General features: G+C 71.4%; 25 protein-coding genes and 1 tRNA gene. 18 read left to right on the forward strand and 8 right to left on the reverse strand.

Annotated elements, in window-relative coordinates:
• The first annotated feature begins 544 nt into the window (after window positions 1–544).
• The 6 genes from AB0B29_RS09185 to AB0B29_RS09210 all read left to right on the forward strand — a co-directional run bounded on the left by AB0B29_RS09185 (window position 545) and on the right by AB0B29_RS09210 (window position 6,981).
• Window positions 545–1,027 (forward strand): CarD family transcriptional regulator, encoded by a 483-nt coding sequence (locus AB0B29_RS09185; RefSeq protein WP_003953493.1) that lies wholly within the window; start codon window positions 545–547, stop codon window positions 1,025–1,027.
• Between the two features lie 332 nt (window positions 1,028–1,359).
• On the forward strand, window positions 1,360–2,124 hold the full coding sequence (gene ispD / locus AB0B29_RS09190; protein ID WP_362236035.1) for a 2-C-methyl-D-erythritol 4-phosphate cytidylyltransferase: 765 nt from the start codon (window positions 1,360–1,362) through the stop codon (window positions 2,122–2,124).
• The gene (ispF, locus tag AB0B29_RS09195) at window positions 2,114–2,608 is read left to right on the forward strand and encodes a 2-C-methyl-D-erythritol 2,4-cyclodiphosphate synthase (RefSeq protein WP_362236038.1); all 495 of its coding nucleotides are present in this window, start codon (window positions 2,114–2,116) and stop codon (window positions 2,606–2,608) included. The genes ispD and ispF overlap by 11 nt, the downstream gene beginning before the upstream one ends.
• A 100-nt stretch (window positions 2,609–2,708) precedes the next feature.
• Window positions 2,709–4,106: a cysteine--tRNA ligase gene (gene cysS / locus AB0B29_RS09200; RefSeq protein WP_362236041.1), complete on the forward strand. Its 1,398-nt coding sequence runs from the start codon at window positions 2,709–2,711 to the stop codon at window positions 4,104–4,106.
• 107 nt (window positions 4,107–4,213) lie between these two features.
• Window positions 4,214–5,155: a 23S rRNA (guanosine(2251)-2'-O)-methyltransferase RlmB gene (gene rlmB / locus AB0B29_RS09205; protein ID WP_362236044.1), complete on the forward strand. Its 942-nt coding sequence runs from the start codon at window positions 4,214–4,216 to the stop codon at window positions 5,153–5,155.
• Window positions 5,156–5,283: 128 nt separating this feature from the next.
• Window positions 5,284–6,981, forward strand: a complete 1,698-nt coding sequence (locus AB0B29_RS09210; RefSeq protein ID WP_362236047.1) for a DoxX family protein — start codon at window positions 5,284–5,286, stop codon at window positions 6,979–6,981.
• 56 nt (window positions 6,982–7,037) lie between these two features.
• On the opposite strand, the gene AB0B29_RS09215 is transcribed toward AB0B29_RS09210, so the two are convergent.
• Window positions 7,038–7,421 carry a MerR family transcriptional regulator gene (locus tag AB0B29_RS09215; RefSeq protein WP_362236050.1) on the reverse strand — a complete coding sequence of 128 codons (384 nt, stop codon included), beginning with the start codon at window positions 7,419–7,421 and terminating at the stop codon, window positions 7,038–7,040.
• Window positions 7,422–7,501: 80 nt separating this feature from the next.
• Here AB0B29_RS09215 and AB0B29_RS09220 point away from each other — a divergent pair, with 80 nt between their 5' ends.
• Together AB0B29_RS09220 and AB0B29_RS09225 are read left to right on the forward strand one after the other, a co-directional pair.
• Window positions 7,502–8,311, forward strand: a complete 810-nt coding sequence (locus AB0B29_RS09220) for an alpha/beta fold hydrolase (RefSeq protein WP_362236053.1) — start codon at window positions 7,502–7,504, stop codon at window positions 8,309–8,311.
• The gene (locus AB0B29_RS09225; protein ID WP_362236056.1) at window positions 8,308–9,516 is read left to right on the forward strand and encodes an MFS transporter; all 1,209 of its coding nucleotides are present in this window, start codon (window positions 8,308–8,310) and stop codon (window positions 9,514–9,516) included. Before AB0B29_RS09220 ends, AB0B29_RS09225 begins: the two co-directional genes overlap by 4 nt.
• A 33-nt stretch (window positions 9,517–9,549) precedes the next feature.
• Here AB0B29_RS09225 and AB0B29_RS09230 read toward each other — a convergent pair whose 3' ends face one another.
• The 4 genes from AB0B29_RS09230 to AB0B29_RS09245 all read right to left on the reverse strand — a co-directional run bounded on the left by AB0B29_RS09230 (window position 9,550) and on the right by AB0B29_RS09245 (window position 13,335).
• Window positions 9,550–10,281: a nucleotidyltransferase family protein gene (locus AB0B29_RS09230; protein WP_362236059.1), complete on the reverse strand. Its 732-nt coding sequence runs from the start codon at window positions 10,279–10,281 to the stop codon at window positions 9,550–9,552.
• 100 nt (window positions 10,282–10,381) lie between these two features.
• Complete coding sequence (locus AB0B29_RS09235; RefSeq protein WP_362236062.1) at window positions 10,382–10,831, reverse strand: hypothetical protein; 450 nt, start codon at window positions 10,829–10,831, stop codon at window positions 10,382–10,384.
• Window positions 10,832–11,067: 236 nt separating this feature from the next.
• Window positions 11,068–12,156, reverse strand: a complete 1,089-nt coding sequence (locus tag AB0B29_RS09240; RefSeq protein ID WP_362236064.1) for an ABC transporter ATP-binding protein — start codon at window positions 12,154–12,156, stop codon at window positions 11,068–11,070.
• 186 nt (window positions 12,157–12,342) lie between these two features.
• Window positions 12,343–13,335: a helix-turn-helix transcriptional regulator gene (locus tag AB0B29_RS09245; protein ID WP_362236067.1), complete on the reverse strand. Its 993-nt coding sequence runs from the start codon at window positions 13,333–13,335 to the stop codon at window positions 12,343–12,345.
• Between the two features lie 131 nt (window positions 13,336–13,466).
• Here AB0B29_RS09245 and AB0B29_RS09250 point away from each other — a divergent pair, with 131 nt between their 5' ends.
• The gene (locus AB0B29_RS09250) at window positions 13,467–13,922 is read left to right on the forward strand and encodes a DUF3224 domain-containing protein (protein WP_362236070.1); all 456 of its coding nucleotides are present in this window, start codon (window positions 13,467–13,469) and stop codon (window positions 13,920–13,922) included.
• 57 nt (window positions 13,923–13,979) lie between these two features.
• A tRNA-Thr gene (locus AB0B29_RS09255) sits at window positions 13,980–14,053 on the forward strand.
• Between the two features lie 94 nt (window positions 14,054–14,147).
• Here AB0B29_RS09255 and AB0B29_RS09260 read toward each other — a convergent pair.
• Window positions 14,148–15,350 (reverse strand): tyrosine-type recombinase/integrase, encoded by a 1,203-nt coding sequence (locus tag AB0B29_RS09260; RefSeq protein ID WP_362236072.1) that lies wholly within the window; start codon window positions 15,348–15,350, stop codon window positions 14,148–14,150.
• Complete coding sequence (locus AB0B29_RS09265; RefSeq protein ID WP_362236075.1) at window positions 15,343–15,897, reverse strand: helix-turn-helix domain-containing protein; 555 nt, start codon at window positions 15,895–15,897, stop codon at window positions 15,343–15,345. Before AB0B29_RS09265 ends, AB0B29_RS09260 begins: the two co-directional genes overlap by 8 nt.
• Before the next feature lie 143 nt (window positions 15,898–16,040).
• On the opposite strand from AB0B29_RS09265, the gene AB0B29_RS09270 reads away from it, so the two are divergent.
• Genes AB0B29_RS09270 through AB0B29_RS09300 form a run of 7 tightly spaced genes read left to right on the forward strand, consistent with a single transcriptional unit; the run spans window position 16,041 to window position 20,219 of the window.
• Window positions 16,041–16,238, forward strand: a complete 198-nt coding sequence (locus AB0B29_RS09270; RefSeq protein WP_362236078.1) for a helix-turn-helix transcriptional regulator — start codon at window positions 16,041–16,043, stop codon at window positions 16,236–16,238.
• Entirely contained in the window at window positions 16,235–17,218 is a 984-nt protein-coding gene (locus tag AB0B29_RS09275; protein ID WP_362236081.1) for a bifunctional DNA primase/polymerase, read from the forward strand. Before AB0B29_RS09270 ends, AB0B29_RS09275 begins: the two co-directional genes overlap by 4 nt.
• Complete coding sequence (locus AB0B29_RS09280; protein ID WP_362236083.1) at window positions 17,215–19,038, forward strand: ATP-binding protein; 1,824 nt, start codon at window positions 17,215–17,217, stop codon at window positions 19,036–19,038. The genes AB0B29_RS09275 and AB0B29_RS09280 overlap by 4 nt, the downstream gene beginning before the upstream one ends.
• 9 nt (window positions 19,039–19,047) lie before the next feature.
• Window positions 19,048–19,218: a hypothetical protein gene (locus tag AB0B29_RS09285; protein ID WP_362236086.1), complete on the forward strand. Its 171-nt coding sequence runs from the start codon at window positions 19,048–19,050 to the stop codon at window positions 19,216–19,218.
• Between the two features lie 14 nt (window positions 19,219–19,232).
• A complete protein-coding gene (locus AB0B29_RS09290; RefSeq protein WP_362236089.1) occupies window positions 19,233–19,454 on the forward strand; it encodes a hypothetical protein in 222 nt (73 codons plus the stop codon).
• 13 nt (window positions 19,455–19,467) lie between these two features.
• Window positions 19,468–19,971 carry a hypothetical protein gene (locus tag AB0B29_RS09295; RefSeq protein ID WP_362236092.1) on the forward strand — a complete coding sequence of 168 codons (504 nt, stop codon included), beginning with the start codon at window positions 19,468–19,470 and terminating at the stop codon, window positions 19,969–19,971.
• A complete protein-coding gene (locus AB0B29_RS09300; protein WP_362236095.1) occupies window positions 19,971–20,219 on the forward strand; it encodes a hypothetical protein in 249 nt (82 codons plus the stop codon). The genes AB0B29_RS09295 and AB0B29_RS09300 overlap by 1 nt, the downstream gene beginning before the upstream one ends.
• 445 nt (window positions 20,220–20,664) lie before the next feature.
• On the opposite strand, the gene AB0B29_RS09305 is transcribed toward AB0B29_RS09300, so the two are convergent.
• Window positions 20,665–20,904, reverse strand: coding sequence for a winged helix-turn-helix domain-containing protein (locus AB0B29_RS09305; RefSeq protein ID WP_362236098.1), 240 nt, complete (start codon window positions 20,902–20,904; stop codon window positions 20,665–20,667).
• 163 nt (window positions 20,905–21,067) lie between these two features.
• Here AB0B29_RS09305 and AB0B29_RS09310 point away from each other — a divergent pair, with 163 nt between their 5' ends.
• Window positions 21,068–21,265, forward strand: a complete 198-nt coding sequence (locus AB0B29_RS09310; protein WP_362236100.1) for a hypothetical protein — start codon at window positions 21,068–21,070, stop codon at window positions 21,263–21,265.
• Window positions 21,266–21,544 lie beyond the last annotated feature (279 nt).

Consider the following 21,544-nt stretch of genomic DNA (forward strand, 5'->3'; position numbering starts at 1 on the left):
AAAGCCGCTCTAAGTGTCTGTCAGCGGGCCTTAGGTTACCGAGCCGTGCTCGTCCGGCCGCACCCGACCCCCCGGCACCGTTGATCCCACCTGAGTCTCACGTGACGCCCGCGTCACATTGGTCCTGTGTCCGTCCGGCATTCACATAAGAGACCCGGGCGGCACCGCAAATGTTCCGTGAAGGAATGCGCGGGCCGCACCGGAATTGATCACCGGCGGACCGTCGTGGCACCTCGTGATCAATTTCGGATTCGACCGGAACCCGGCTCGGGCCGCCGAACGGAGTAGCGGAAGTCGATCATACGGAACCGGACATTTGGGGATGTTCGCCCCTCCGGAGGATGCTCCGGATGTGTGTAACGTACGCGTTTCGCTCGCCCCGAAGAGCCGCTCCCACCTGCGAATACCTTCTTCCGATCCCTGTCCGAAGCACGTTCCTGTCGGAGTTGTCAAGCCCCGAGATATGCCCTGACCTGCGAAAACGCCATTCAGAACCCGCAGTTTCCGTGTTACCCTGGATAGCCACGGAAGGGGTACCTGTCACATGACGTTCAAGGTTGGCGACACCGTGGTCTATCCCCATCACGGGGCCGCGCTGATCGAGGCCATCGAAACTCGCCAGATCAAAGGCGTGGACAAGACCTACTTGGTGCTGAAGGTCGCCCAGGGCGACCTGACGGTACGTGTGCCAGCGGACAATGCGGAGTTCGTCGGCGTGCGTGATGTGGTCGGTCAGGACGGGCTGGACCGGGTCTTCGAGGTGCTGCGCGCACCGTACGCCGAGGAGCCCACGAACTGGTCCCGTCGTTACAAGGCAAACCTGGAGAAGCTCGCCTCGGGCGATGTCATCAAGGTCGCGGAAGTCGTGCGTGACCTGTGGCGTCGTGAGCGCGAGCGCGGACTCTCCGCCGGTGAGAAGCGCATGCTCGCCAAGGCCCGCCAGATTCTGGTGAGCGAGCTCGCCCTCGCGGAGAACACCAACGAGGACAAGGCCGAGGCTCTGCTCGACGAGGTACTCGCCTCCTGAGGCGAAGCCCGTCGCTCAGTGCTCTCTGCGCCGATCGAAGCTGCTGATCAAGGCTGCTGGTCGAAGCTGATCAAGCGCGCGCCTGCACATCGAAATGCCGCGGTGCCCGATGACGAAATTCCTGTCGCCGGGCGCTGCGGCATGTTCGCACTCCGGCGCCGATGCGCCGCCACCCCGGGATGTGTTATCACTCACGCCCCGGTGTTCGGGGGTGCCGGGCCCGGGCAGCCGGCTCGACCAGCGTCACGGAAGGGTCCGGTCGAGCGCGTCGCGCCCGGCACTCCTCCAGGCCATACCCACGCCGGGCCGGCACACAAACCTGACAGGAACCGATGTCTGACGATTCGCGCCCCTCGCCGTCCACCGGCCCCTCCGCAGCCCGAACGGCGGCCGTGATCCCGGCCGCCGGCCGTGGTGTCCGGCTGGGCCCGGGCGCCCCCAAGGCGCTCCGTGCGCTCGGCGGTACCCCCATGCTGATCCACGCGGTCCGCGCGATGGCCGCATCGCGCGCCGTCGGCCTGGTCGTCGTCGTGGCCCCGCCCGAGGGCGCCGCCGAGGTCAGGTCGCTGCTCGACGCGCACGCCCTGCCCGAACGCACGGACTTCCTCGTCGTCCCGGGCGGGCAGACCCGCCAGGAGTCCGTGAAGCTGGGCCTCGACGCGCTGCCGCCCGGCCACGACATCGTGCTCGTCCACGACGCGGCCCGGCCGCTGGTGCCGGTGGACACGGTCGACGCCGTGATCGAGGCCGTACGGGACGGCGCCCCGGCCGTGGTGCCGGCGCTGCCGCTCGCCGACACGGTCAAGCAGGTCGAGCCCGCCGGCACCCCCGGCGAGCCGGAGCCGGTCGTCGCCACACCGGAGCGTGCCCTGCTGCGCGCGGTGCAGACCCCGCAGGGCTTCGACCGGGCCGCGCTGGTCCGGGCGCACGAGTCGGTGACCGGCGAGGTCACCGACGACGCCGGCATGGTCGAGCAGCTCGGCCTCACGGTCGTGGCCGTCCCCGGCCACGAGGAGGCCTTCAAGGTCACCCGTCCCCTGGACCTGGTCCTCGCGGAGGCGGTCCTGGCCCGCAGGAGGCTCAACGATGGCTTCTGACCAGCCTGTTCTGCCCCAAGTGGGCATCGGCACCGACATCCACGCCTTCGAGGAGGGCCGTGAGCTGTGGTGCGCCGGCCTGAAGTGGGAGGGCGAGGGCCCGGGCCTGGCCGGCCACTCCGACGCGGACGTCGTCGCCCACGCCGCCTGCAACGCCCTCTTCTCCGCCGCCGGCCTCGGCGACCTCGGGCGGCACTTCGGCACCGGCCGCCCCGAGTGGTCGGGCGCCTCCGGGGTCACCCTCCTGGCGGAGGCCGCGCGCATCGTGCGCGAGGCCGGCTTCCGGATCGGCAACATCGCCGTCCAGGTGGTGGGTCCCCGCCCGAAGATCGGCAAGCGCCGGGACGAGGCCCAGAAGCTCCTGTCGGAGGCGGCCGGGGCCCCGGTGTCGGTCTCGGGCGCGACGACGGACGGGCTGGGCTTCCCCGGCCGGGAGGAAGGGCTGATGGCGGTGGCCACGGCCCTGGTCGTACGCGCCGGCTGAGAGGCGAGCACCCGGGGCGTCCCCGTTGTCAATGTCACGAAACCGGACGCCCCGAGGTGAAGTACCTGAGGCACCCCCCGGGGCCCACTACCCTGGAGGGGTGACTATTCGCCTGTACGACACCAGCGCCCGGCAGATCCGTGACTTCTCCCCGCTCCAGCCGGGTTGCGTCTCGATCTACCTGTGTGGTGCCACCGTGCAGGCCGCCCCGCACATCGGGCACATCCGCTCCGGGCTGAACTTCGACATCATGCGCCGCTGGTTCGCCTACCGCGGCTACGACGTCACGTTCGTGCGGAACGTGACGGACATCGACGACAAGATCATCGCCAAGTCGGCCGACCAGAACCGCCCGTGGTGGGCCATCGGCTACGAGAACGAGCGGGCCTTCAACGACGGCTACACCGTGCTCGGTTGCCTGCCGCCCACCTACGAGCCGCGCGCCACCGGCCACATCACCGAGATGGTCGAGATGATGCGCGGCCTCATCGAGCGCGGGCACGCCTACGAGGCCGACGGCAGTGTCTACTTCGACGTCCGCTCCTGGCCCTCCTACCTGGAGCTGTCCCGGCAGGACCTCGACGAGATGCGGCAGCCCGCCGAGGAGGGCATCACCGGCAAGCGCGACCCGCGCGACTTCGCCATGTGGAAGGCCACCAAGCCCGGCGAGCCCGACTGGGAGACGCCCTGGGGGCGCGGCCGGCCCGGCTGGCACCTGGAGTGCTCGGCGATGGCGCACAAGTACCTCGGGACCGCCTTCGACATCCACGGCGGCGGCCTGGACCTGGTCTTCCCGCACCACGAGAACGAGATCGCCCAGGCCAAGGCCTACGGTGACGAGTTCGCCCGGTACTGGGTGCACAACGCCTGGGTCACCATGAGCGGCGAGAAGATGTCCAAGTCGCTCGGCAACTCGGTCCTGGTGAGCGAGATGGTCAAGCGCTGGCGGCCCATCGTGCTGCGCTACTACCTCGGCACCCCGCACTACCGCTCGATGATCGAGTACAGCGAGGAGGCGCTGCGCGAGGCCGAGTCGGCGTTCGCGCGGATCGAGGGCTTCGTGCAGCGCGTGGTGGAGAAGGCCGGCGTCGTCGAGCCCGCCGCCGAGGTGCCGCTCGCCTTCGCCGAGGCCATGGACGACGACCTGGGCGTGCCGCAGGCCCTCGCCGTGGTGCACACCACCGTCCGGCAGGGCAACAGCGCGCTGGCCGCCGACGACAAGGAAGCCGCCGTGGCCCGGCTCGCCGAGGTCCGTGCGATGCTCGGCGTGCTGGGGCTCGACCCGCTGGACCCCCAGTGGGCCGGGGAGGGCGACCGCGGCGAGGACCTGCACGGCGTGGTCGACACGCTGGTCCGCATGGTCCTCGACCAGCGCGAGGCCGCCCGGGCCCGCAAGGACTGGCCCACCGCGGACGCCATCCGCGACCAGCTGAGCCAGTCCGGCCTGGTCATCGAGGACAGCCCGCAGGGGCCGCGCTGGAGCCTCGGCCCGCGTTAGCCCGGCCGCGGCCCGAAGATCGATTGTGCCGCCCGGGCCTCCGGGCGGCACACTTCACAGACGTACGCACTTCACCGCCTCACGGCGACAGCAGAGACAGGTAGGTCATGGCAGCCAACAACCGCCGCATGTCCGGCAAGAAGGGCGCGCAGGTCGGCAGTGGCGGCCAGCGGCGCCGGGGCCTGGAAGGCAAGGGCCCCACCCCGCCCGCCGAGATGCGCAAGGGACACAAGAAGAACCGCGTCGCCAACGCCAAGGCGAAGCAGGCCGTCCGCCGGCCCACCGTGCGCGGCCGCGGCGGCAAGGGCACGTCCGAGCTGGTCGTCGGACGCAACCCGGTCCTGGAGGCGCTGCGCGAGGGCGTCCCGGCCTCGACCCTCTACGTCCAGCAGTTCATCGACAACGACGAGCGGGTGCGCGAGGCCCTTCAGGTCGCCGCCGAGCGCGGCGGCATCAACCTCATGGAGGCCCCGCGTCCCGAGCTGGACCGGATGACCAACGGCCTCAACCACCAGGGCATGGTCCTGCAGGTCCCGCCGTACGAGTACGCGCACCCCGAGGACCTGGTGGCCGCCGCCCACGACGACGGTGAGGACCCGCTGATCGTCGCCCTGGACGGCGTCACCGACCCGCGCAACCTCGGCGCGGTCGTCCGCTCCGTCTCCGCCTTCGGCGGTCACGGCGTCGTCGTCCCCGAGCGTCGCGCGGCCGGCATGACGGCCGGTGCCTGGAAGACGTCCGCCGGTACGGCGGCCCGCACCCCCGTCGCCCGCGCCACCAATCTGACCCGGGCCCTGGAGGCGTACAAGAAGGCCGGGATCGCGGTCGTCGGCCTGGCCGCCGACGGCGAGTCGGAGCTCGGTGACCTCGAGGCGCTGGACGGCCCGGTCGTCATCGTCGTCGGCAGCGAGGGCAAGGGGCTGTCCCGGCTGGTCGGAGAGACCTGCGACTTCCGGGTGCGGATCCCGATGCCGGGTGGCGCCGAGTCGCTCAACGCCGGTGTGGCGGCGGGGATCGTGCTGTACGAGGCGGCTCGCCGACGCCGCTGAACAAGCGTCCGGGATTTCACCCGTACGGGGTAATTCCGGTGTCATCGGGGCGATGAGGGCAAGCTTGACGGGGTCCGGACAGATCCGGCGGGTCAAAGCAGTGTCCTAACGCGACGTCACTCGGTTAGATGAGTGTGGACACCAGAACACCCCGCACACCCACGGGGGACCGCTCGTCGGGACTCGACGACGCTCCCGCGCTGAGCATGGTGAAGGTGCCGAGCGACCCGGCGCAGGTCATCGTCAATCACGCGAGTTTCCGCGTGCAGTTGGGCGTCTCGACGCGTCGCGTCCAGTCCCCCCGGGTCGCACGGCATCTGACCGCCACCGAGGACACCGCCCGCATCCCCCAGGTGAGGAGCGGGGCGGACGGGGCCACCGCCCGCCGACGGCCCGTCGTCTGGAGCGGCAGATCCGCCCCGGACGACACCGGCGCGCACCGGCTCCTGCAGGCCGTCCGGCACGAGAGCGTCCGCCACGCCGACGAGGCCGCCTCCGACACCGGAGCCACCCGGGTCATCTCCCGCGCGGGCCCGGGCTACGACGGCCCCGGGTACCAGGGCGCGGGCTACGGCGGCGACGGCTACGAGGGCGACGGCTACGAGGGCGACCTCGCCCAGACCGTCGAGACCCCGGTCGTCGGCCCGCAGCGCACGCACGATCCCGCCGACGGCACCCGGCTGCTGCCGCCCATGCGTACGGTCGGCAGCGCCTACGACGAACCCGCCTACGGGGGCGGCGAGTTCGAGGAGTCCGGCACCGAAGCGGACGGCACGGGACGCCGGGGCAAGCGGCACAGCGACGACCCGGCCCGGCACGCCTACTACCCCGGGCGCCGGATGAACCTCGGCGTCGTCCTGCTCCCGCTGCGCGTCTTCCTCGGCTTCATCTCCGTCTACGCCGGCATGGGCAAGCTGTGCGACCCCGTCTACTTCGAGGGCGGCAAGCGCGGCTCCATGGTCAAGTGGCTCAACACCCTGCACCCGTGGGAAGTCGCCGAGCCACTGCGCCAGTTCGCCCTCGAGCACCCCGTCGGGGCCGGCCTGGTCATCGCCTTCGCGCAGGTCATCGTGGGTGTCCTGACGGTGCTGGGCTGCTGGCAGCGGGTCGCCGCCTGCCTGGGCGCCCTGCTGTCGGCGGCGCTGCTGGTCACGGTCAGCTGGAAGAGCGTGCCCGCCTACGAGACGCCCGACATCATCTACCTCGCCGCCTGGTCCCCGCTGATCATCGCCGGCGCCCCCGTCTACTCGGTCGACGGCCGCCTGGCCGGCAGTGCCTGGCGCCGGCTCGGCCCCCGCGCCGACATCTGGGACCTGCGCCGCTACGTGCTGCGCCGGGGTGCCCTCGTCACCGCCATCGCCACCGGCGTCACCCTGCTCGTCGGGTCGCTGCTCGGCGGCGCTGTCCGGGACGCCGACCGGGTCGTCGTCCCGGGCCCCGGCGAGGCCCCGCGCAACGAGCTGCCCGGCTCCCCGCTCCCGGGCGAGCCCGGCAAGCGCAAGCAGAAGCAGACCCCGTCGGCTTCCTCCTCGCCCACCCAGAGCGCCACGGCCGGCTCGGCGAGCCCCAGCGCGGGCACCACGACCCGGCCCGGCGCCACCCGCGACACCGGTACGGTCACCGGCGGTTCCCCCAGCCAGACCCAGGGCACGGCCGGCCAGGCACCGCCCCAGCAGTCCACCCCGCAGAACGAGGCGCCGAGCACCACGACCGGCCCCACGTCCGGCGGCACGACGACGGGCGGCTCGGGCTCGACCGGCGGCTCGGGCAGTGGAGGTTCCTCCTCCACGGGCCGCCCGGGCCTGGTGGGCGGCCTGCTGGGCTAGCACCCGACCCGAACCCGGGAAGACCCCGCATCACACTGATGCGGGGCCTTCTCACTCTAGGCGGACGACGTCGGTGTCCCGGCGTCCTCAGGGGGCGCGGCGGCGATGATGGAGTCGAGGATCGCGCGGGACGTCTGGAGGTCCTCGATAGCGTGCGTGATGCGCTCGCCCTCCCGGCGCAGTCGGGCGAGCAGGTCCGGACAGGTGGGCATGAGGCGGTCGTCGTCGGCGCGGATGCACGGCAGAACCTGAGAGATCAGAGCGGTCGGAAGGCCCGCCGCCAGCAGACAGCGGATGCGGCGTACCGTCTCGACGTCCGACTCGCCGTAGACGCGGTAGCCGCTGGGCAGCCTGTCGGGCGTCAGGAGCCCCTGCTGTTCGTAGTAGCGCAGCAGTCGCTCATGGACGCCGGTGCGCCGCACCATCTCCTTCATGCGCATGCCGCTCGCCTCATTCCCGCTTCCCTCTTCCGAGCCGCGACTTGACTCTGACATTGATGTCGGAGTTTAGCGTCGGCGCCATGACCACTGATCACGCGCTTCCCTCCTCTGACCTCGACGTTCTCGTGCAGGGGCGCGGCCCCGCGCTGCTGCTGGCACATGGCGCAGGCGGCAGCATCGAAGGAAACTTCGGCCTCGTCCTCGACGATCTCGCCCAGGACCACACTCTCGTCGGTCCGCACTACCCCGGGGCCGGGGGCTCTGCCGTCGCCGTCGCACCCCTGAGTCTGGACGACCTCGCCGATCGCCTGGTCGCGGCCGCCGTCGCGGCCGGCCAGGACACGTTCGCCGTCCTCGGGGAGTCCCTCGGCAGCGCCGTGGCCGTCCGGATCGCCACCCGGCACCCCGGTCGTGTCCGGGCCCTCGTCCTCACCGCCGGCTTCGCCGCCGCCGACCCCGTCCTGGCACTCGCCGCCCGGCTGATCAAGTCCCTGGCAGCGGCCGGGCAGTGGGAGGACGTGGCACGGCTCGCCCTCCTGTCCTGCATGTCCCCGGCGGACCTGGCGGGCCTCGAACCGGCCGCCCTTGAGGAGCCGGTCGCCCGGACTCTGGCCGCGATGCCGCCCGGCATGCTGGACCACTTCGACCTGGTCTCCCGCGTGGACGTCCGGGCCGATCTGGCGCAGGTGTCCGCCCCCACCCTGGTGGTGGCGCCGACCGGCGACCGGCTGGTGCTGCCCGAGAGTTCGTACCGTCTGGCGGAAGGCGTCCCGGGCGCCCGGCTGGTCGAACTGCCCGGTGCCGCACACATCCTGAGCCCCGCAGACCGGGCGACCTGGCTCCGCCACGTACGAGAGTTCCTCGCCGCGCTCCCCGCCACGTCGGCGTGAGCGCACCACTCCTCACGGATCGGGCCGGTCCACTCCTGACGTCGCCACGCCGACGCCGGGCGGGCCTGCTCGTTCTCGCCACCACCACTTTCGTCGTCGTCACCACGGAACTGTTGCCGGTCGGGTTGCTGACGCCGATCAGCGACGATCTGGGAGTCGAGCGATCACGGGTGGGGCTGCTGGTCACCGTGTACGCCTTCACCGTGGGCCTGACGGCGGCGCCGCTCACTCACTGGGCCGCCGGCTGGCCGCGCAAGCGCCTCTACATGACCGTGAGTGCGGTCTTCTCGCTCGGCACCATGCTCTCCGCAGTCGCGGCGAGCTACCCGTTACTGGCGATCGGCCGGTTCCTGTGCGGAACGGCGCACGGTGTGTTCTGGTCGATCGTCGCGGGATACGCCGCCGCGCTGGCCCCGCCCGGCCGCTCGGGCCGCACAACGGCTGCCGTCTTCGCCGGGAACTCGGCGGCCCTTGTTCTGGGTGTCCCCCTGGGCACGGTCCTCGGCGGCGTCGCCGGATGGCGCGGCGCCTTCTGCGCCGTGGCGGCGCTCGGTCTCGGGGCACTCGCCGCCGCCCAGTGGCTCTTGCCCGGCATTCCCCGACGCCCCGCCCCGCCGCAGTCGACTGGACTCGGTGGCGCACTTCGCCTGCCCGGCCTACGACGCATGGTCACGGCGACCGCGCTGCTCGTCCTCGGGCACTTCACCGTCTACACCTACGTGACGCCCCTCCCGCACGAGGCCGCCGCCTTCAGCGAGGGCGCCACCGGCATGCTCCTGGCGGTGTACGGACTGGCGGGCTTCCCGGGCACGTGGCTCGGCGGGGTCCTGGCGGACCGTCGCCCGCACACCGTCCTGCTCGGCACCATCACCCTGCTGGCCGGCTCGCTGGTGCTGCTCGGTGCGAGCATCCGCGTGCAGCCACTCGCCGTGGCGGCCGTGGCTCTGTGGGGCGTCGCCTTCGCCGCGCTGCCGGTGACGTTGCAGTCGGGCGTCCTCCGCCTGGGAGCCACCGCACCCGACGCCGCGTCCTCCTGGTACGTCTCGGCGTTCAACCTGGGCATCGGGGGAGGGGCCCTGGCCGGGGGGCTGCTGAGCACCTTCCCGGTGGAGGTGCTCCCGTGGATGGCGCTGATCTCCGTCGTACCGGCCGCCGCCGTCGCCTGGACCACACGGGCAGCCTTCACGCATCCACAGTCGCTGTAGGCCGGATGCGCCCAACGCCGGGCCCCAGCGCCGCTAACGCCCCAGCGCCGCCAGTTCCTTCGCCGCCTCGGTCAGGTCCTTGGCCGTGTCGATGGCCCGCCAGTACGCCCCCTGGGGGATCGTGAACCCGGCCAGCCGCCGCTCACGGGCCAGGTGGGGAAACGTCGTCCGCTCGTGGTCCCCTCGGTGCGGCAGCAGCCCGGCGAACTCGGGGGAGAAGACGTACACACCGGCGTTGATCTCGAAGGTCGACGGCGGTGCCTCGATGAAGTCGGTGATGCGCCCGAAGCCGTCGGTCCGCACGGCGCCCCACGGCAGCCGGGGCCGCGCCAGTGCCAGGGTCGCCACGGCGTCCCGCTCGGTGTGGAAATCGGCCATGTCCCGCAGGGAGAACCGCGTCCAGATGTCGCCGTTCGTCGCGTACCAGGGCTGGTCGGGGTGCGGAAGGTGCGCCGCGGCGTACTTGAGGCCGCCCCCTCGCCCGAGCGGCTCCGGCTCGACGACCGTCGTGACGGAGAGGGGCAACTCGGCGGTCTCCAGCCACTTCTGCAGCACCTCGGCGAGATGGCCGCAGGAGACCACGACGTCCGTCACGCCCTCGTCGGCGAGCCAGGACAGCTGATGGCCGATGATCGGCGTTCCCGTCCCGGGGATCTCGACCATCGGCTTGGGCCGGTCGTCGGTGTACGGGCGCAGCCGGGAGCCCTGGCCACCGGCCAGAACCACGGCTTGAACGGGGCGGGACGCGGCGCTCGGATCGCTCATGGACACGAACTCTACGTGGCGTCCCGCCCGGGGTCTGCGGCCGACGATGGTTCCGGCGTCGGCCGTTATGGACTTCCCACCCGGTGGCAGGGCGGTGGGCTCAGCTGTGCGCGGCGGCGACGCCGGTGGCGAAGGCGGTGTCGCAGACCGGCCGCGCGTACGACTGGGCGCGGGTCGGGCCGTAGACCGCGACGGCTGCCTGGCCGAGCGCGCGGGCGATCGACGCGCAGTGCTTGGCCAGCGACGGGCGGCCGTTGACAGCCTGCTGGAGGTGGCCGAGGGCGACGCCGGGGTCCTCCTCCTGCAGTTCGGTCAGCAGCCTGTCGCGCAGGACCTCGTGAGGCGCGCGCTTGGCGGCACGCGGGGTGCCCACCGAGGTGTCCGCGGCGGTGAGCACCGGGTCGGTGGAGTTCCCCGACCAGTTGACTCGGGTGACCGCGAGGGTCCCGGAGAGCACCAGGACGACGGGCAGGACGAAAGCGAGGGTGCGGCCGATCCGGCGGGCGGGGCCCCGGCCGCGTCGCGTCTGTTGGTTCATGGAGTGCTTCACGCGTGTGAGGGTAGCGCCCGGTAATGGTTTGTAGACATTTAGTCACCGGTTCGGGGGATGAGAAAGGACCACTTTCCGGGTAGGGCGTTGACGCACAGTGCTCGAAACGTCCGGTCTGCCGGGGTATTTGTCGACAACGAGAAGGGCCCCGCGGCAGGTCGCGGGGCCCTTCTCGTCAACCTGGGTGATTCACCCGGGGTTGTGTGTCTGCGAGTTGATCAGTCGGACAGGGTTGATCAGTCGGAAAGGCGCGCACCGGTCGACGTCGAGAACACGTGGGTCTCGCCGGAGCGGGGCACGACGTGCAGCTGGCTGCCCTTCTCCGGGACGTCACGGCCGCTGACGCGGACCACGAGGTCCTTGGAGTCGTCGCCGACCTTGGCGGTGCCGTAGACGTACGCGTCGGCGCCGAGCTCCTCGACGACGTTCACCGTGACCGCGAGGCCCAGCTCGGCGTCCGCGCCGGCCACCTCGAAGTGCTCGGGGCGGACGCCGACGGTGACGGTCTTGTCGGTGGCGGCGGCGATCGCGTCGCGCTGCACCGGCACGACCGACTTGCCGAACTTCACGCCGCCGTCGGTGATCGGCACCTCGACGAGGTTCATCGCCGGGGAGCCGATGAAGCCGGCCACGAAGAGGTTGGCGGGCTTGTCGTACATGTTGCGCGGGGTGTCGATCTGCTGGAGCAGGCCGTCCTTGAGGACCGCCACCCGGTCGCCCATCGTCATGGCCTCGACCTGGTCGTGGGTGACGTAGACGGTGGTGATGCCCAGGCGGCGCTGGAGCGAGGCGATCTGCGTACGCGTCGACACACGGAGCTTGGCGTCCAGGTTGGACAGCGGCTCGTCCATGAGGAAGACCTGGGGCTCACGCACGATGGCGCGGCCCATGGCGACACGCTGGCGCTGACCGCCGGAGAGGGCCTTCGGCTTGCGGTCCAGGTACTCGGTGAGGTCGAGGATCTTCGCGGCCTCTTCGACCTTCTGCCGGATCTCCGCCTTGTTGACGCCGGCGATCTTGAGCGCGAAGCCCATGTTGTCGGCGACCGTCATGTGCGGGTAGAGCGCGTAGTTCTGGAACACCATGGCGATGTCCCGGTCCTTGGGCGGCAGGTGCGTGACGTCGCGGTCGCCGATACGGATGGCGCCGGCGTTGACGTCCTCGAGCCCCGCGAGCATGCGGAGCGAGGTGGACTTGCCGCAGCCGGAGGGGCCGACGAGGACGAGGAACTCGCCGTCCTCGATGTCGATCTCCAGCGCGTCGACGGCGGGCTTGGTGGAGCCCGGGTACACCCGGGTCGCCTTGTCGAACTGCACAGTGGCCATGGTGAATGAACCCCTTCTACCGGCAGGAACGTGCCGGACGATCCGAGTAGGAAGGCGGTGCCGCGACGGTGATTCCGTCGTGGTGTAGTCCACGCGTGTGAACTGGCTCAGGACGGTACCCGGCGTTCACACGTCTGTCAGTAGTTCCGGGCCTGTGAACTTCGCGGAAATTTTCGAAGCGGCACGTTACGGCTGTCCGGACGTGTTGGTTTCCGGTTGCCCGTAACGGTCCGCGAGCACCGCGACCGCCCGGGCCACCGCCTGCCGGAGCCCGGGAGGGCCGAGCACCTCCGCCTCCGTGCCGAGCCGGAGCAGATCGCCCACGGCCACCGCCTCCGACTCGACGGTCAGCTCCACCTCCACCCAGCCGTCCCCGTCGGGCGGGCCCGCGCTCTGAAGGGCATCTACACCCGCCGCGCCGAACTGCATCGGCAGCAGCCGCCGCGCGCGGGGCGAGATCCGCAGCCGGGCGGTGTCCTGACGCAGGGCGGCCTCCAGGCGCCGGGAGGACTCGGCCCAGCAGGCGGCGAGGTCGAAGCCCGCCGGACGCTCGAAGGTCTCGCCGGTGTCCTGCACGGCCAGGACGCGCGAGACCCGGTAGGTCCGTACGGTCTCCTCCGCCAGGGCGACCAGGTACCAGATGCCGCCCTTCAGGACGAGCCCCAGCGGCCGCACCTCCCGGCGCACCTCGCCGCGCCAGCGCCGGTAGTGCAGCCGCAGCACCCGCCGCTCCCACACGGCCGCCGCCACGGCCTCCAGACACGGCACCGGGTCGGCCTCCCGGAACCAGGCCGGCGCGTCCAGATGGAACCGCTCCTGCACCCGCCGTGCCTGCCCGGCGAGCTCCGCGGGCAGCGCCGCCTGCACCTTCAGCTGGGCGCTGGCCAGTACCGCGCCCAGCCCGAGGTCCCGCGCGGGCCCGGGCATCCCGGCGAGGAACAGCGAACCGGCCTCGGCGTCGGTCAGTCCGGTCAGCCGTGTCCGGTACCCGTCGACCAGCCGGTAGCCGCCCTCGGGCCCCCGGTCGGCGCACACCGGCACCCCGGCCGCTCCCAGCGCCTCGACGTCCCGGTAGACCGTCCGCACCGACACCTCCAGCTCGGCGGCGAGCTCGGGCGCGGTCATCCGTCCGCGGTTCTGGAGCAGCAGGAGCAGGGAGAGGAGCCGGTCCGCGCGCATGGGGCCATTGTCGCGGCGTACGGCGCCGTACCTGACAGGAGATGTCAGGTACGGCGTCCAGGCTGGGGGTCGAGGACATCCGGAGCCGACCGAGCCGACCGAGCCGACCGAGCCGACCGAGAGGACCACCCATGCCCGGTACCACCCGCACCACCACCGGCCACTTCACCTTCGCCGACTGGCAGGAACGCGTGATCGCCCCCGGCGAGGACGCGAACCCCCGTCTCGCCCACGCATCGGTCCGCAACACCTTCACCGGCGGCATCGAGGCGGCGGGGACGACCTGCGAGTACGCGATCGTCTACGTCACCGCGAAGACCGGGTCCTTCAGCGGCATGGAACTCCTCACCGGCCGCCTCGACGGCCGTGAGGGGAGCTTCGCCGTGGAGGAGCGGGGGTGGTTCGGCGAGGACGGAACCGTGCACTGCACCTTCGAGGTGGTGCCCGGGTCGGGGAGCGGCGAGCTGACCGGCCTCACCGGGAAGGGCGGTTTCACCGCACGGCACGGCGAGACGGCGGTGGAGTATCGGTTCGCCTACGAGCTGGAGCAGGGGGCCGGCCGAACGGAACTTCGTGGCTCGGCGTAACGGGCTCTGTGTACAGTGGTGCCGCCCTCCCGCGCGGCAACGCGCTGCACGGCACCCGCCTCCTTAGCTCAGCTGGCCAGAGCAACGCACTTGTAATGCGTAGGTCGTCGGTTCGAATCCGACAGGGGGCTCTGAGATGAAGCGGCAGGTCACAGGCCGCTTACCTACTGCTCGTCCGGGGAGGCCCCCGGGCGGGCAGTACGCATTTTGTACGCACGGTTTCTCCTACGCGGCTTCCGCGAGGGACGCACGGAGCTTGTCCAGTGCGCGCTCTCGCCCGACGTCCAGGCGCTCCGCCACCTCGTCCAGCCGGTCCGGGAACAGGTGGCCGTAGATGTTCAGCGTCATGGCCGCGTCCTTGTGCCCCAGCATCGTCTGCACGACCTTCACGTCCGCGCCGGCCGCGATGGCGAGCGAGGCCGCGGTGTGCCGCAGCTTGTGCGGGGTGATGCCCATGCCCTCGAGGCCTGCCGCCTTCACCGCGGGGTCGAAGACCCTCGAGCGGAAGTTGGCGTAGCGGAGGGGGCCGCCCCCGGGCGCGACGAACAGCAACTCGTCAGCCTTCCGCCCGTGGGCAAGGGCGCCCAGCTCGTCGGCGAACGACCGGGGGACGGGCACGGAGCGCTTCTCGTGGTTCTTCACCGGCCCCAGCGCCAGGACGCCGCGCACGTCGGTGTAGTTCTGCACGATCCGGATGCGCCGCTGGGCGACGGACAAGCGGCCGGCCTTCACCGCGGACGCCTCCGCCCACCGAACGCCGCAGTACCCCAGGGTCAGGATCAGCAGCCGGTACTCACCGGCCGCGGCCGCCAACTGCTCGAGCTGCTCGAAGGTGAGGTAGACGTGCTCGTCCTCGTCGTCCGGCCGGGGGAGTTCGTGGTCGTGGCACGGGCTGACGCTGATGCGCTTGGAGAAGACGGCGTGTTTCATGACCATGGCCAGCACGCGGTAGGCCTTGATGATGCGGGCCGGGCCGATCGGCCGTCCGGACTTCCCGGGGCCGGTCTCGAGCTCGGTCACCCAGGCGTCGACGTCCTCCCACTGCACGGCCGCGACCTGCCAGTCACCCCAGCGCGGGATCACGTAGTTGTCGAGCAGGTCTCGGTAGTCCCGTTTCGTGGTCCGGCCGATCTTCCGCTTGGACGCGAACCACTCTTCGGCCACGACCTTCACGGCCGCTTTGCCCGACGCGGGGTCTCGGTAAGAGCCCTTGTCCAGCCGGGCCGCGAGCGCGTCCCGCTCGGCCTCGGCCTGGGGGAGCTTGCCGAACGTCTTGGCCTTGCCCTTGCCGTCCGGGCCGTACCAGCGCACCCGCCAGCGCCCGGGCGCACGGCGCTTCGAGCCTTCCCGCTTCGCCGCCTGCCAGCGCTCCAGCGCTTCCTGGTAGTCGGCGTGGTTCGCGCGGTCCTCGATCCAGACCCTAGCCATCGTCCCCCCCGTCCTTCGGGCTGACCTGCCCGACCAGCCGTTCGTACTGCTGCCGTGCCTGTTGCGCGCACCATGCCCGGTACTCGTCGACGGGCATCGGCTCCCATGCTTCGGGGAGGGCGTCCAGCCGGAACCTGAGCCAGTCCTTACCGCGGCTGTCGCCTTGCAGCGGCCGCATTCCGTGCGCCCACTCCCACGCCTGCCGCGCTGGGATGGCGCCCCCACCGGTGATCTCGATCGTCTCCGGCTGGCCCGTCTCCTCGTTCCTCTCCCTGGCCGTATGAGGCAGAAGGAGCGCGTTCGGGTGGACGCCCAGTACCGAGGCGAGCGCCATCAGGTCGTCGACGTCAACGCGCCGGATCTGCTTCGGCTCGTCGCTCGCCCCGTTCTCGATCTTGTTTAGGGCGTCGGCGCTGAGCGGCCGGCCCTCTTCCTTCAACCGCGCGGAGAGGGCTCGCAAGGTGAGGCCGCGAGCCTCCCTCATCCGCTTCACGTTGGCGGCCACTGCGCGCCCTGTCGGTCCCAACTCAATCCGCCCTGTCGTCATGATCCGGATGGTATCCGTCGAGCTTTTCTCGACAGAATCACGGATCTTGCCTATCGGGGTCTTCCTGGTTACGCTCGCCATCATCACCGCTACTCACGGGATGATGCAAGTCGTACACGAGAAAATCTCGACAAGGGGTACCGATGGCAGAAGCGAAGCTGTCGCCGCGGCAGTTGGCCGAAGAGCTGGGGGTGAGCCCTCGCACGCTGGCGAATTGGCGCTGGTCGGGCATCGGGCCGCGCTACACGAAGCTGGGCGATGGACGCACCGCGCGCGTCCGCTACCGGCGCGCGGACGTCGACGCGTGGCTGAAGGCCCGGGAGAGCGGGGCCGCGGCATGACCACTGGAAAGACGAACGCCCCCGCGGCAACGGGGGCGAACGAAGACGGCCAGCTGAGGACCGGACCAGCAAGCAGAGTAGCGCGGCAGACAACCGGCGTCACCGGCGACTGGGCGAACGCCCTCGACGGCGCCCTGGACGCCGCCGGCATGCTCGGCTTCCACGTCATCCCCCTGTCCGTGCGGAAGCTGCCCGCCATCCGCTCGCCCCACGACAAGGGGCACAGCTGCAAGGGCGAGTGCGGGCAGCTCGGGCACGGCATCCACGACGCCAGCAACGACCCCGACCGCATCCGGGCCATGTTCGACGTCGCCCGGCACGCCACCGGCTACGGCATCGCATGCGGCCGGGCACCGCACCACCTGATCGGCCTGGACCTCGACCGGAAGAACGGCGTAGACGGCGTCTGGGAGCTGCGGAAGCTGGCCGCCCGGAACGGCATCGCGGTCCCGCGCACCGTCATCATCGCCACCCCGTCCGGCGGCTACCACGCCTGGTGGTCCGGCCCGGCCGACGTGAAGGTCCCCAACCGGGCCGGACACCTCGCCCCCGGCGTCGACGTCCGTGGCAGCGGCGGCTACCTCGTCGGCCCCGGGTCCCGCAGCGCGGCCGGCCTCTACACCCTCGCCTCCGACCCGGACGAGGTCGTGGTGGAGCCGATCCCGCCGCGGCTGCTGCAGCTGATGACGGCCGACACCACCCGGCCGCGGCCTGCCCGCCCCTTCACCGGGCGCGTGACCGGCGGCCGCACGCTGGTCGGCCTGGTCCGCGTCGTCCTCGACGCTCCCCAGGGGCAGCGCAACAGCCGCCTGTACTGGGCCGCCTGTAGGGCGTTCGAGCACGCGGGCGCCGGCCTCTTCCCCGCCGACTCCGCGCACGACGCGCTCACCCAGGCCGCCGCGGCGGTCGACCTGCCCGACAACGAAGCCGCCGCCACCATCGCCTCAGCCCGGCGCGCGGTACTGGGAGCCACCACGTGACCGACAGCAAGGACAAGGCCCGCGAGATCGTCGAGAGCACGGGCACCGAGGTGGAGAAGGGCCGCGGCCCCTCCCAGGCGTCCCTCCTCGTCGCGCTGGCCCGCGAGCGGTACGAACTGTTCATGTCGGAGGACGGCCGCCCCTACGGGGTGAAGGTCGACGGCGCGAACATCGCCCTGCCGCTACGCGGAAAGGCCGGCCTGCGCTCGCAGCTGGCCCGTATCTTCACCGACGAGCACGACGGGTCGGTCCCCTCCCAGTCGGCGCTCGCCGACGCGATGACCGTGCTGGAAGGCGTCGCCCAAGACGCCGACCCGCGCGTGCCGCACGTCCGCGTGGCCCGCTCCGCCGACGGCATCGTCATCGACCTGGGCGACGCCGACGGACGGTGCGTCATCATCCGCCCCACCGGGTGGGAACGCGCCGCACGCTCACCCGTCCTGTTCCGCCGCTCGGGTGCCATGAAGCCGCTGCCTGAACCGGTCCGTGACGGTGACGGCCTGGCCAAGCTGCGCGCGATGCTGAACACCGATGACGAGGGCTTCCAGCTGCTCGTCGCGTGGCTCGTCGCCGCATTCATCCCCGACCTGCCGCACCCGATCCTGACGTTCCGCGGCGAGCAGGGCACCGGGAAGTCGTACTCCGCGAAGATGGTCATCGGCATCGTCGACCCGTCCGGCGCACCGAAGCGGACCGCGCCGCGGGACATCAAGTCATGGGCCACGCAGGCGTTCAACTCCTGGGCCCTGTGCCTGGACAACGTGTCCGTGATCGCCGACTGGCTGTCTGACGCCCTGTGCCGCGCGGTCACCGGAGACGGCATCGTCGACCGTGCGCTCTACACCGACGACGACGTCGTCGTCCTCGAGTTCCGCCGCGTCCTGGCGATGACCACCATCGATGCCGGGGCGCTCGCCGGGGACCTCGCCGAGCGTCTGCTGACCATCGAACTGCACACCATCCCGGACCGCCGGCGCCGCGAAGAGGCCGAACTGGACGCCGCCTACGCCGACGCCCACGCGGCGATTCTGGCCAGCCTGTTCGATCTCCTCGCCGACGTCCTGGCCGTCCTGCCCGACGTGCAGCTGGAGGAGCGGCCGCGCATGGCCGACTTCGCGCGGGTCCTGGCGGCCGTCGACAAGGTGAAGGGCTGGCACACCCTCGAGAGCTACAAGGCCACCGCCCGCGACGCGGTCGCCGACGTCCTCGAGGGCGAGCCGTTCGCCCAGGCCGTTGTTGCGCTCGTCGACCGTGCCGGGCCGGAGGGGGTCACCCTCACCGCCTCCGAACTGCTCGAGCGGGTGGTCGCTCCGGACAAGCTGCCGCGGAAGTGGCCGAAGGACCCGACGCGGGCGGGCGGACAGCTCAAGCGGCTCGCGCCGGCGCTGCGGACCATCGGCATCGAGGTCGACGACAGCAAGCGCGGGCCGAAGCCGAAGAAGCAGCGGCTCTACACCCTGACGGCGTCACCGGAGAGAAGGTACGAAACAGCGTCCCCAGCGTCCCCCGGAGCGGTCGGCACCAGCCCTGAGCAGGGAGAACAGGGGGGACGCTATAGGGGGGACGCTAGCGGTCCCCCCAACGCCCGGGGGGACGCTGGCAACGCTGTGGGGAACGCTGGCCTCTTCGTAGCGTCCCCCCAGGGCCCCGCCCCTGACCTGCAAGGACAAGGCAGGGGGGACGCTGGGGACGCTGGGGACGCTGAAATGCAGCCACTCTCTGATGACGTCCGCCCCAAGAGCCCGTGCGCCCAGTGCTCCAGGCCCCAGTGGAACGCCGAAGGCTCGCCCTTCTGCCTGGACTGCCGCACCGCGGCGTAGGAGTCCCCGATGCCTCCCCGACAGCCGATCACCACCTACTGCCCTGCCTGCCGCCGCATCCGGGGAGTCCGCATCGTCGGCCACACCGAGATCAGCGGCACACCCCTCGACCTCGCACGCTGCGCAGACACCAGCTGCGAACTCATCTGGGCCATGAGGCCCGCCACCCGCACCACCTGACGAGAGGTCACACCATGACGACGCACCACCACCTGCCCGACGGCCTCACCCCGGAGCGACGCGCCCACGTCCTCCGCAACCGGGCCGACAACTTCCAGCCCAACGCGGAGTACGACCAGGCCATCGAGCGCATGGAGAAGGACCCGGAGTACGCCGAGACCATCAGTCCCACCATGCGCATGGCCCTCGGTTACTACGCCGACGACAAGGCCGCCCACGACGACCTCAACGACTGAACGGAGCCCCACCATGGCCGACACCATCGCCACCCTCGAAGCCCGCGCGGAGAAGCTGCGCGCCCAGGCCGCCAAGCCCACCGCCGAACTCGACCAGGTCACCTCCGAGCTCGAAGCCGCACGCGCTGCTGAAGCCGAACGGCAGGCCGGCCGCGGCGCCGACTGGGACCGCGGACTCCTCGCCGCCTGGCCCGACCTGGACGAGCAGCTGCGCGCCGAGGAGCAGCAGGCCCGCGCCGACTTCCTCAAGGCCCTCCAGAACGACCCCGTATGGTCCGCCTGGGCCCGGATGCGGGCCACCTGGCACCGCCGCAACGCCATCCGCTCCACCGCCGACGCGATCCGGTACCGGGAGGACCCCCAGGGCTCCCAGGTCCCCCTCCTCAACTACCGGGAGCCCACCATCCTCTGGGACACCATCATCGGTGCCATCGAGGACATGGGGCAGGACGCCGCCGCCGCCGAGACCGAGCGCCTGCACGACGAGCGCGAGGCATACGCCAAGGGGAACGACTGATGACCACAGACGCACTCGACCCGGGCGAGGACGGAACCTATCCGCACTTCCCTCGCGACGGACAAGGCCGGCCGCTGTGGTCCGACAGCGCCATGACCGACGGCCAGGCCGTCGACGGCCAGGCGCCCATGCCGCGAGGACGACGACTCAAGGCCGGACCGAACGGCACGGTCATCACCATCGACCTGACACCGACCGGACCGGACGGACAGCCCATCGACCCGCCGGACCTTCCGCCGGCCGCATGACCAACCACCGCGGCGTCAAAGCCACCCCGTGACGAGCGGGGAGCCATGGACGGAGAGCGGGCCAAACCCTAGCGGGCCTCCTTCCCGCACAGACCCGACCAGCGCCACCCACAGGCCCGCCGGCCACCTCGCAACCGGCGGGCCTCGGTCATGCCCGAGCAGCTGCACGACGACCACAGGAACGGCCCAATCAGCCACCGCGAGCGCTGCCCTCCCCGACGGACGAGCGGCCCACCCCTGGGGGGTGACTCCCCCCGGGGCCCGGAGGTCACCCGCCGGGGAGGGAAAATCCCGTGCCCGCGAATCAGGGCTTTTCGATCAGGGCCGGGGAAGGGGAGTTCCGGTCGTTCGGCCGGCCGCCGTGGGTCCCGGCGCTGTCAGCTCTGCGCGTGGCTGCACAGAACGGTGAAGGGGGGTCTACCGGCTCCCCTTCACCGCTGTCTGCTCACTGGGACTCGTCGGGGGCAACGACGAACGTCCCCTTGTTCGGCAGCGTGACGACCAGGCCGCGGTCGCGGAGTTCCTGCACGGCCCGGCGCGCGGTGCCCGGCGCGACGCCGTACTGGGCGCCCATGTCCCGCTCGTTCGGCAGGCGCGCACCGTGCGGGAGCCGACCGGATCGGATCTCGGATTCCACTTCGTTGGCGACGCGCACGTAGACGTAGACGAACGGGTCTTCGCTCATGCTCCGGAACGTAGGGCGGCACCCCGCGCCCGGCACCCGTAGGTGGCGGCATGTGGCCGTATGGGGTGCCCTGTAGTGGCATATAGCGGTACCGTCCGACCAGCGGAAAAGCCCCCGCAACCGGCCAGGGTTCGGGGGCGTGGACGACTGCTGAGGAGTCGACGTGAACGAGAGTACGCAGACCGAGGCCACCGCGGGCACCCCCACGAGCTACGGCTTCTGCAGCTGGCACAACCGCTTCGCCGACGACGTGCGGCTCATCGACGTGATCGAGCAGGGCTCCGGGTCGGGCGGCGTGCAGTACGCGTGCGGGCCGTGCCGCGAGGAGCACCGCCTGGTGCCGTTCGCCGACCGGGCATGAGCGCCCCGGAGAAGTCCCCGGAGTGCCAGCGCCACGAGTGCCGCTTGTGCGCCGGCCCCCGGGTGATCCGGCGCCCCGGCGCTCCGTCGTGGGAGGCGCCCATCATGACCCTGCGGTGTGGCTGCACGTGCCACGGCAGACACCGGTCCGGCCGCTGACGATCCCCCCGTAGCGCGACCGGGCCGGGCATGAGAACGGCCCCCGTCCTCGAGGACGGGGGCCGTTGCCGTGCGCGGACTACACGCAGGGGAAGTGCGAAGGCGGGTAGTGCCCGGCGCA

It is taken from the genome of Streptomyces tibetensis (genome assembly GCF_040647715.1).
Taxonomy (GTDB): Bacteria; Actinomycetota; Actinomycetes; order Streptomycetales; family Streptomycetaceae; genus Streptomyces; species Streptomyces tibetensis_A.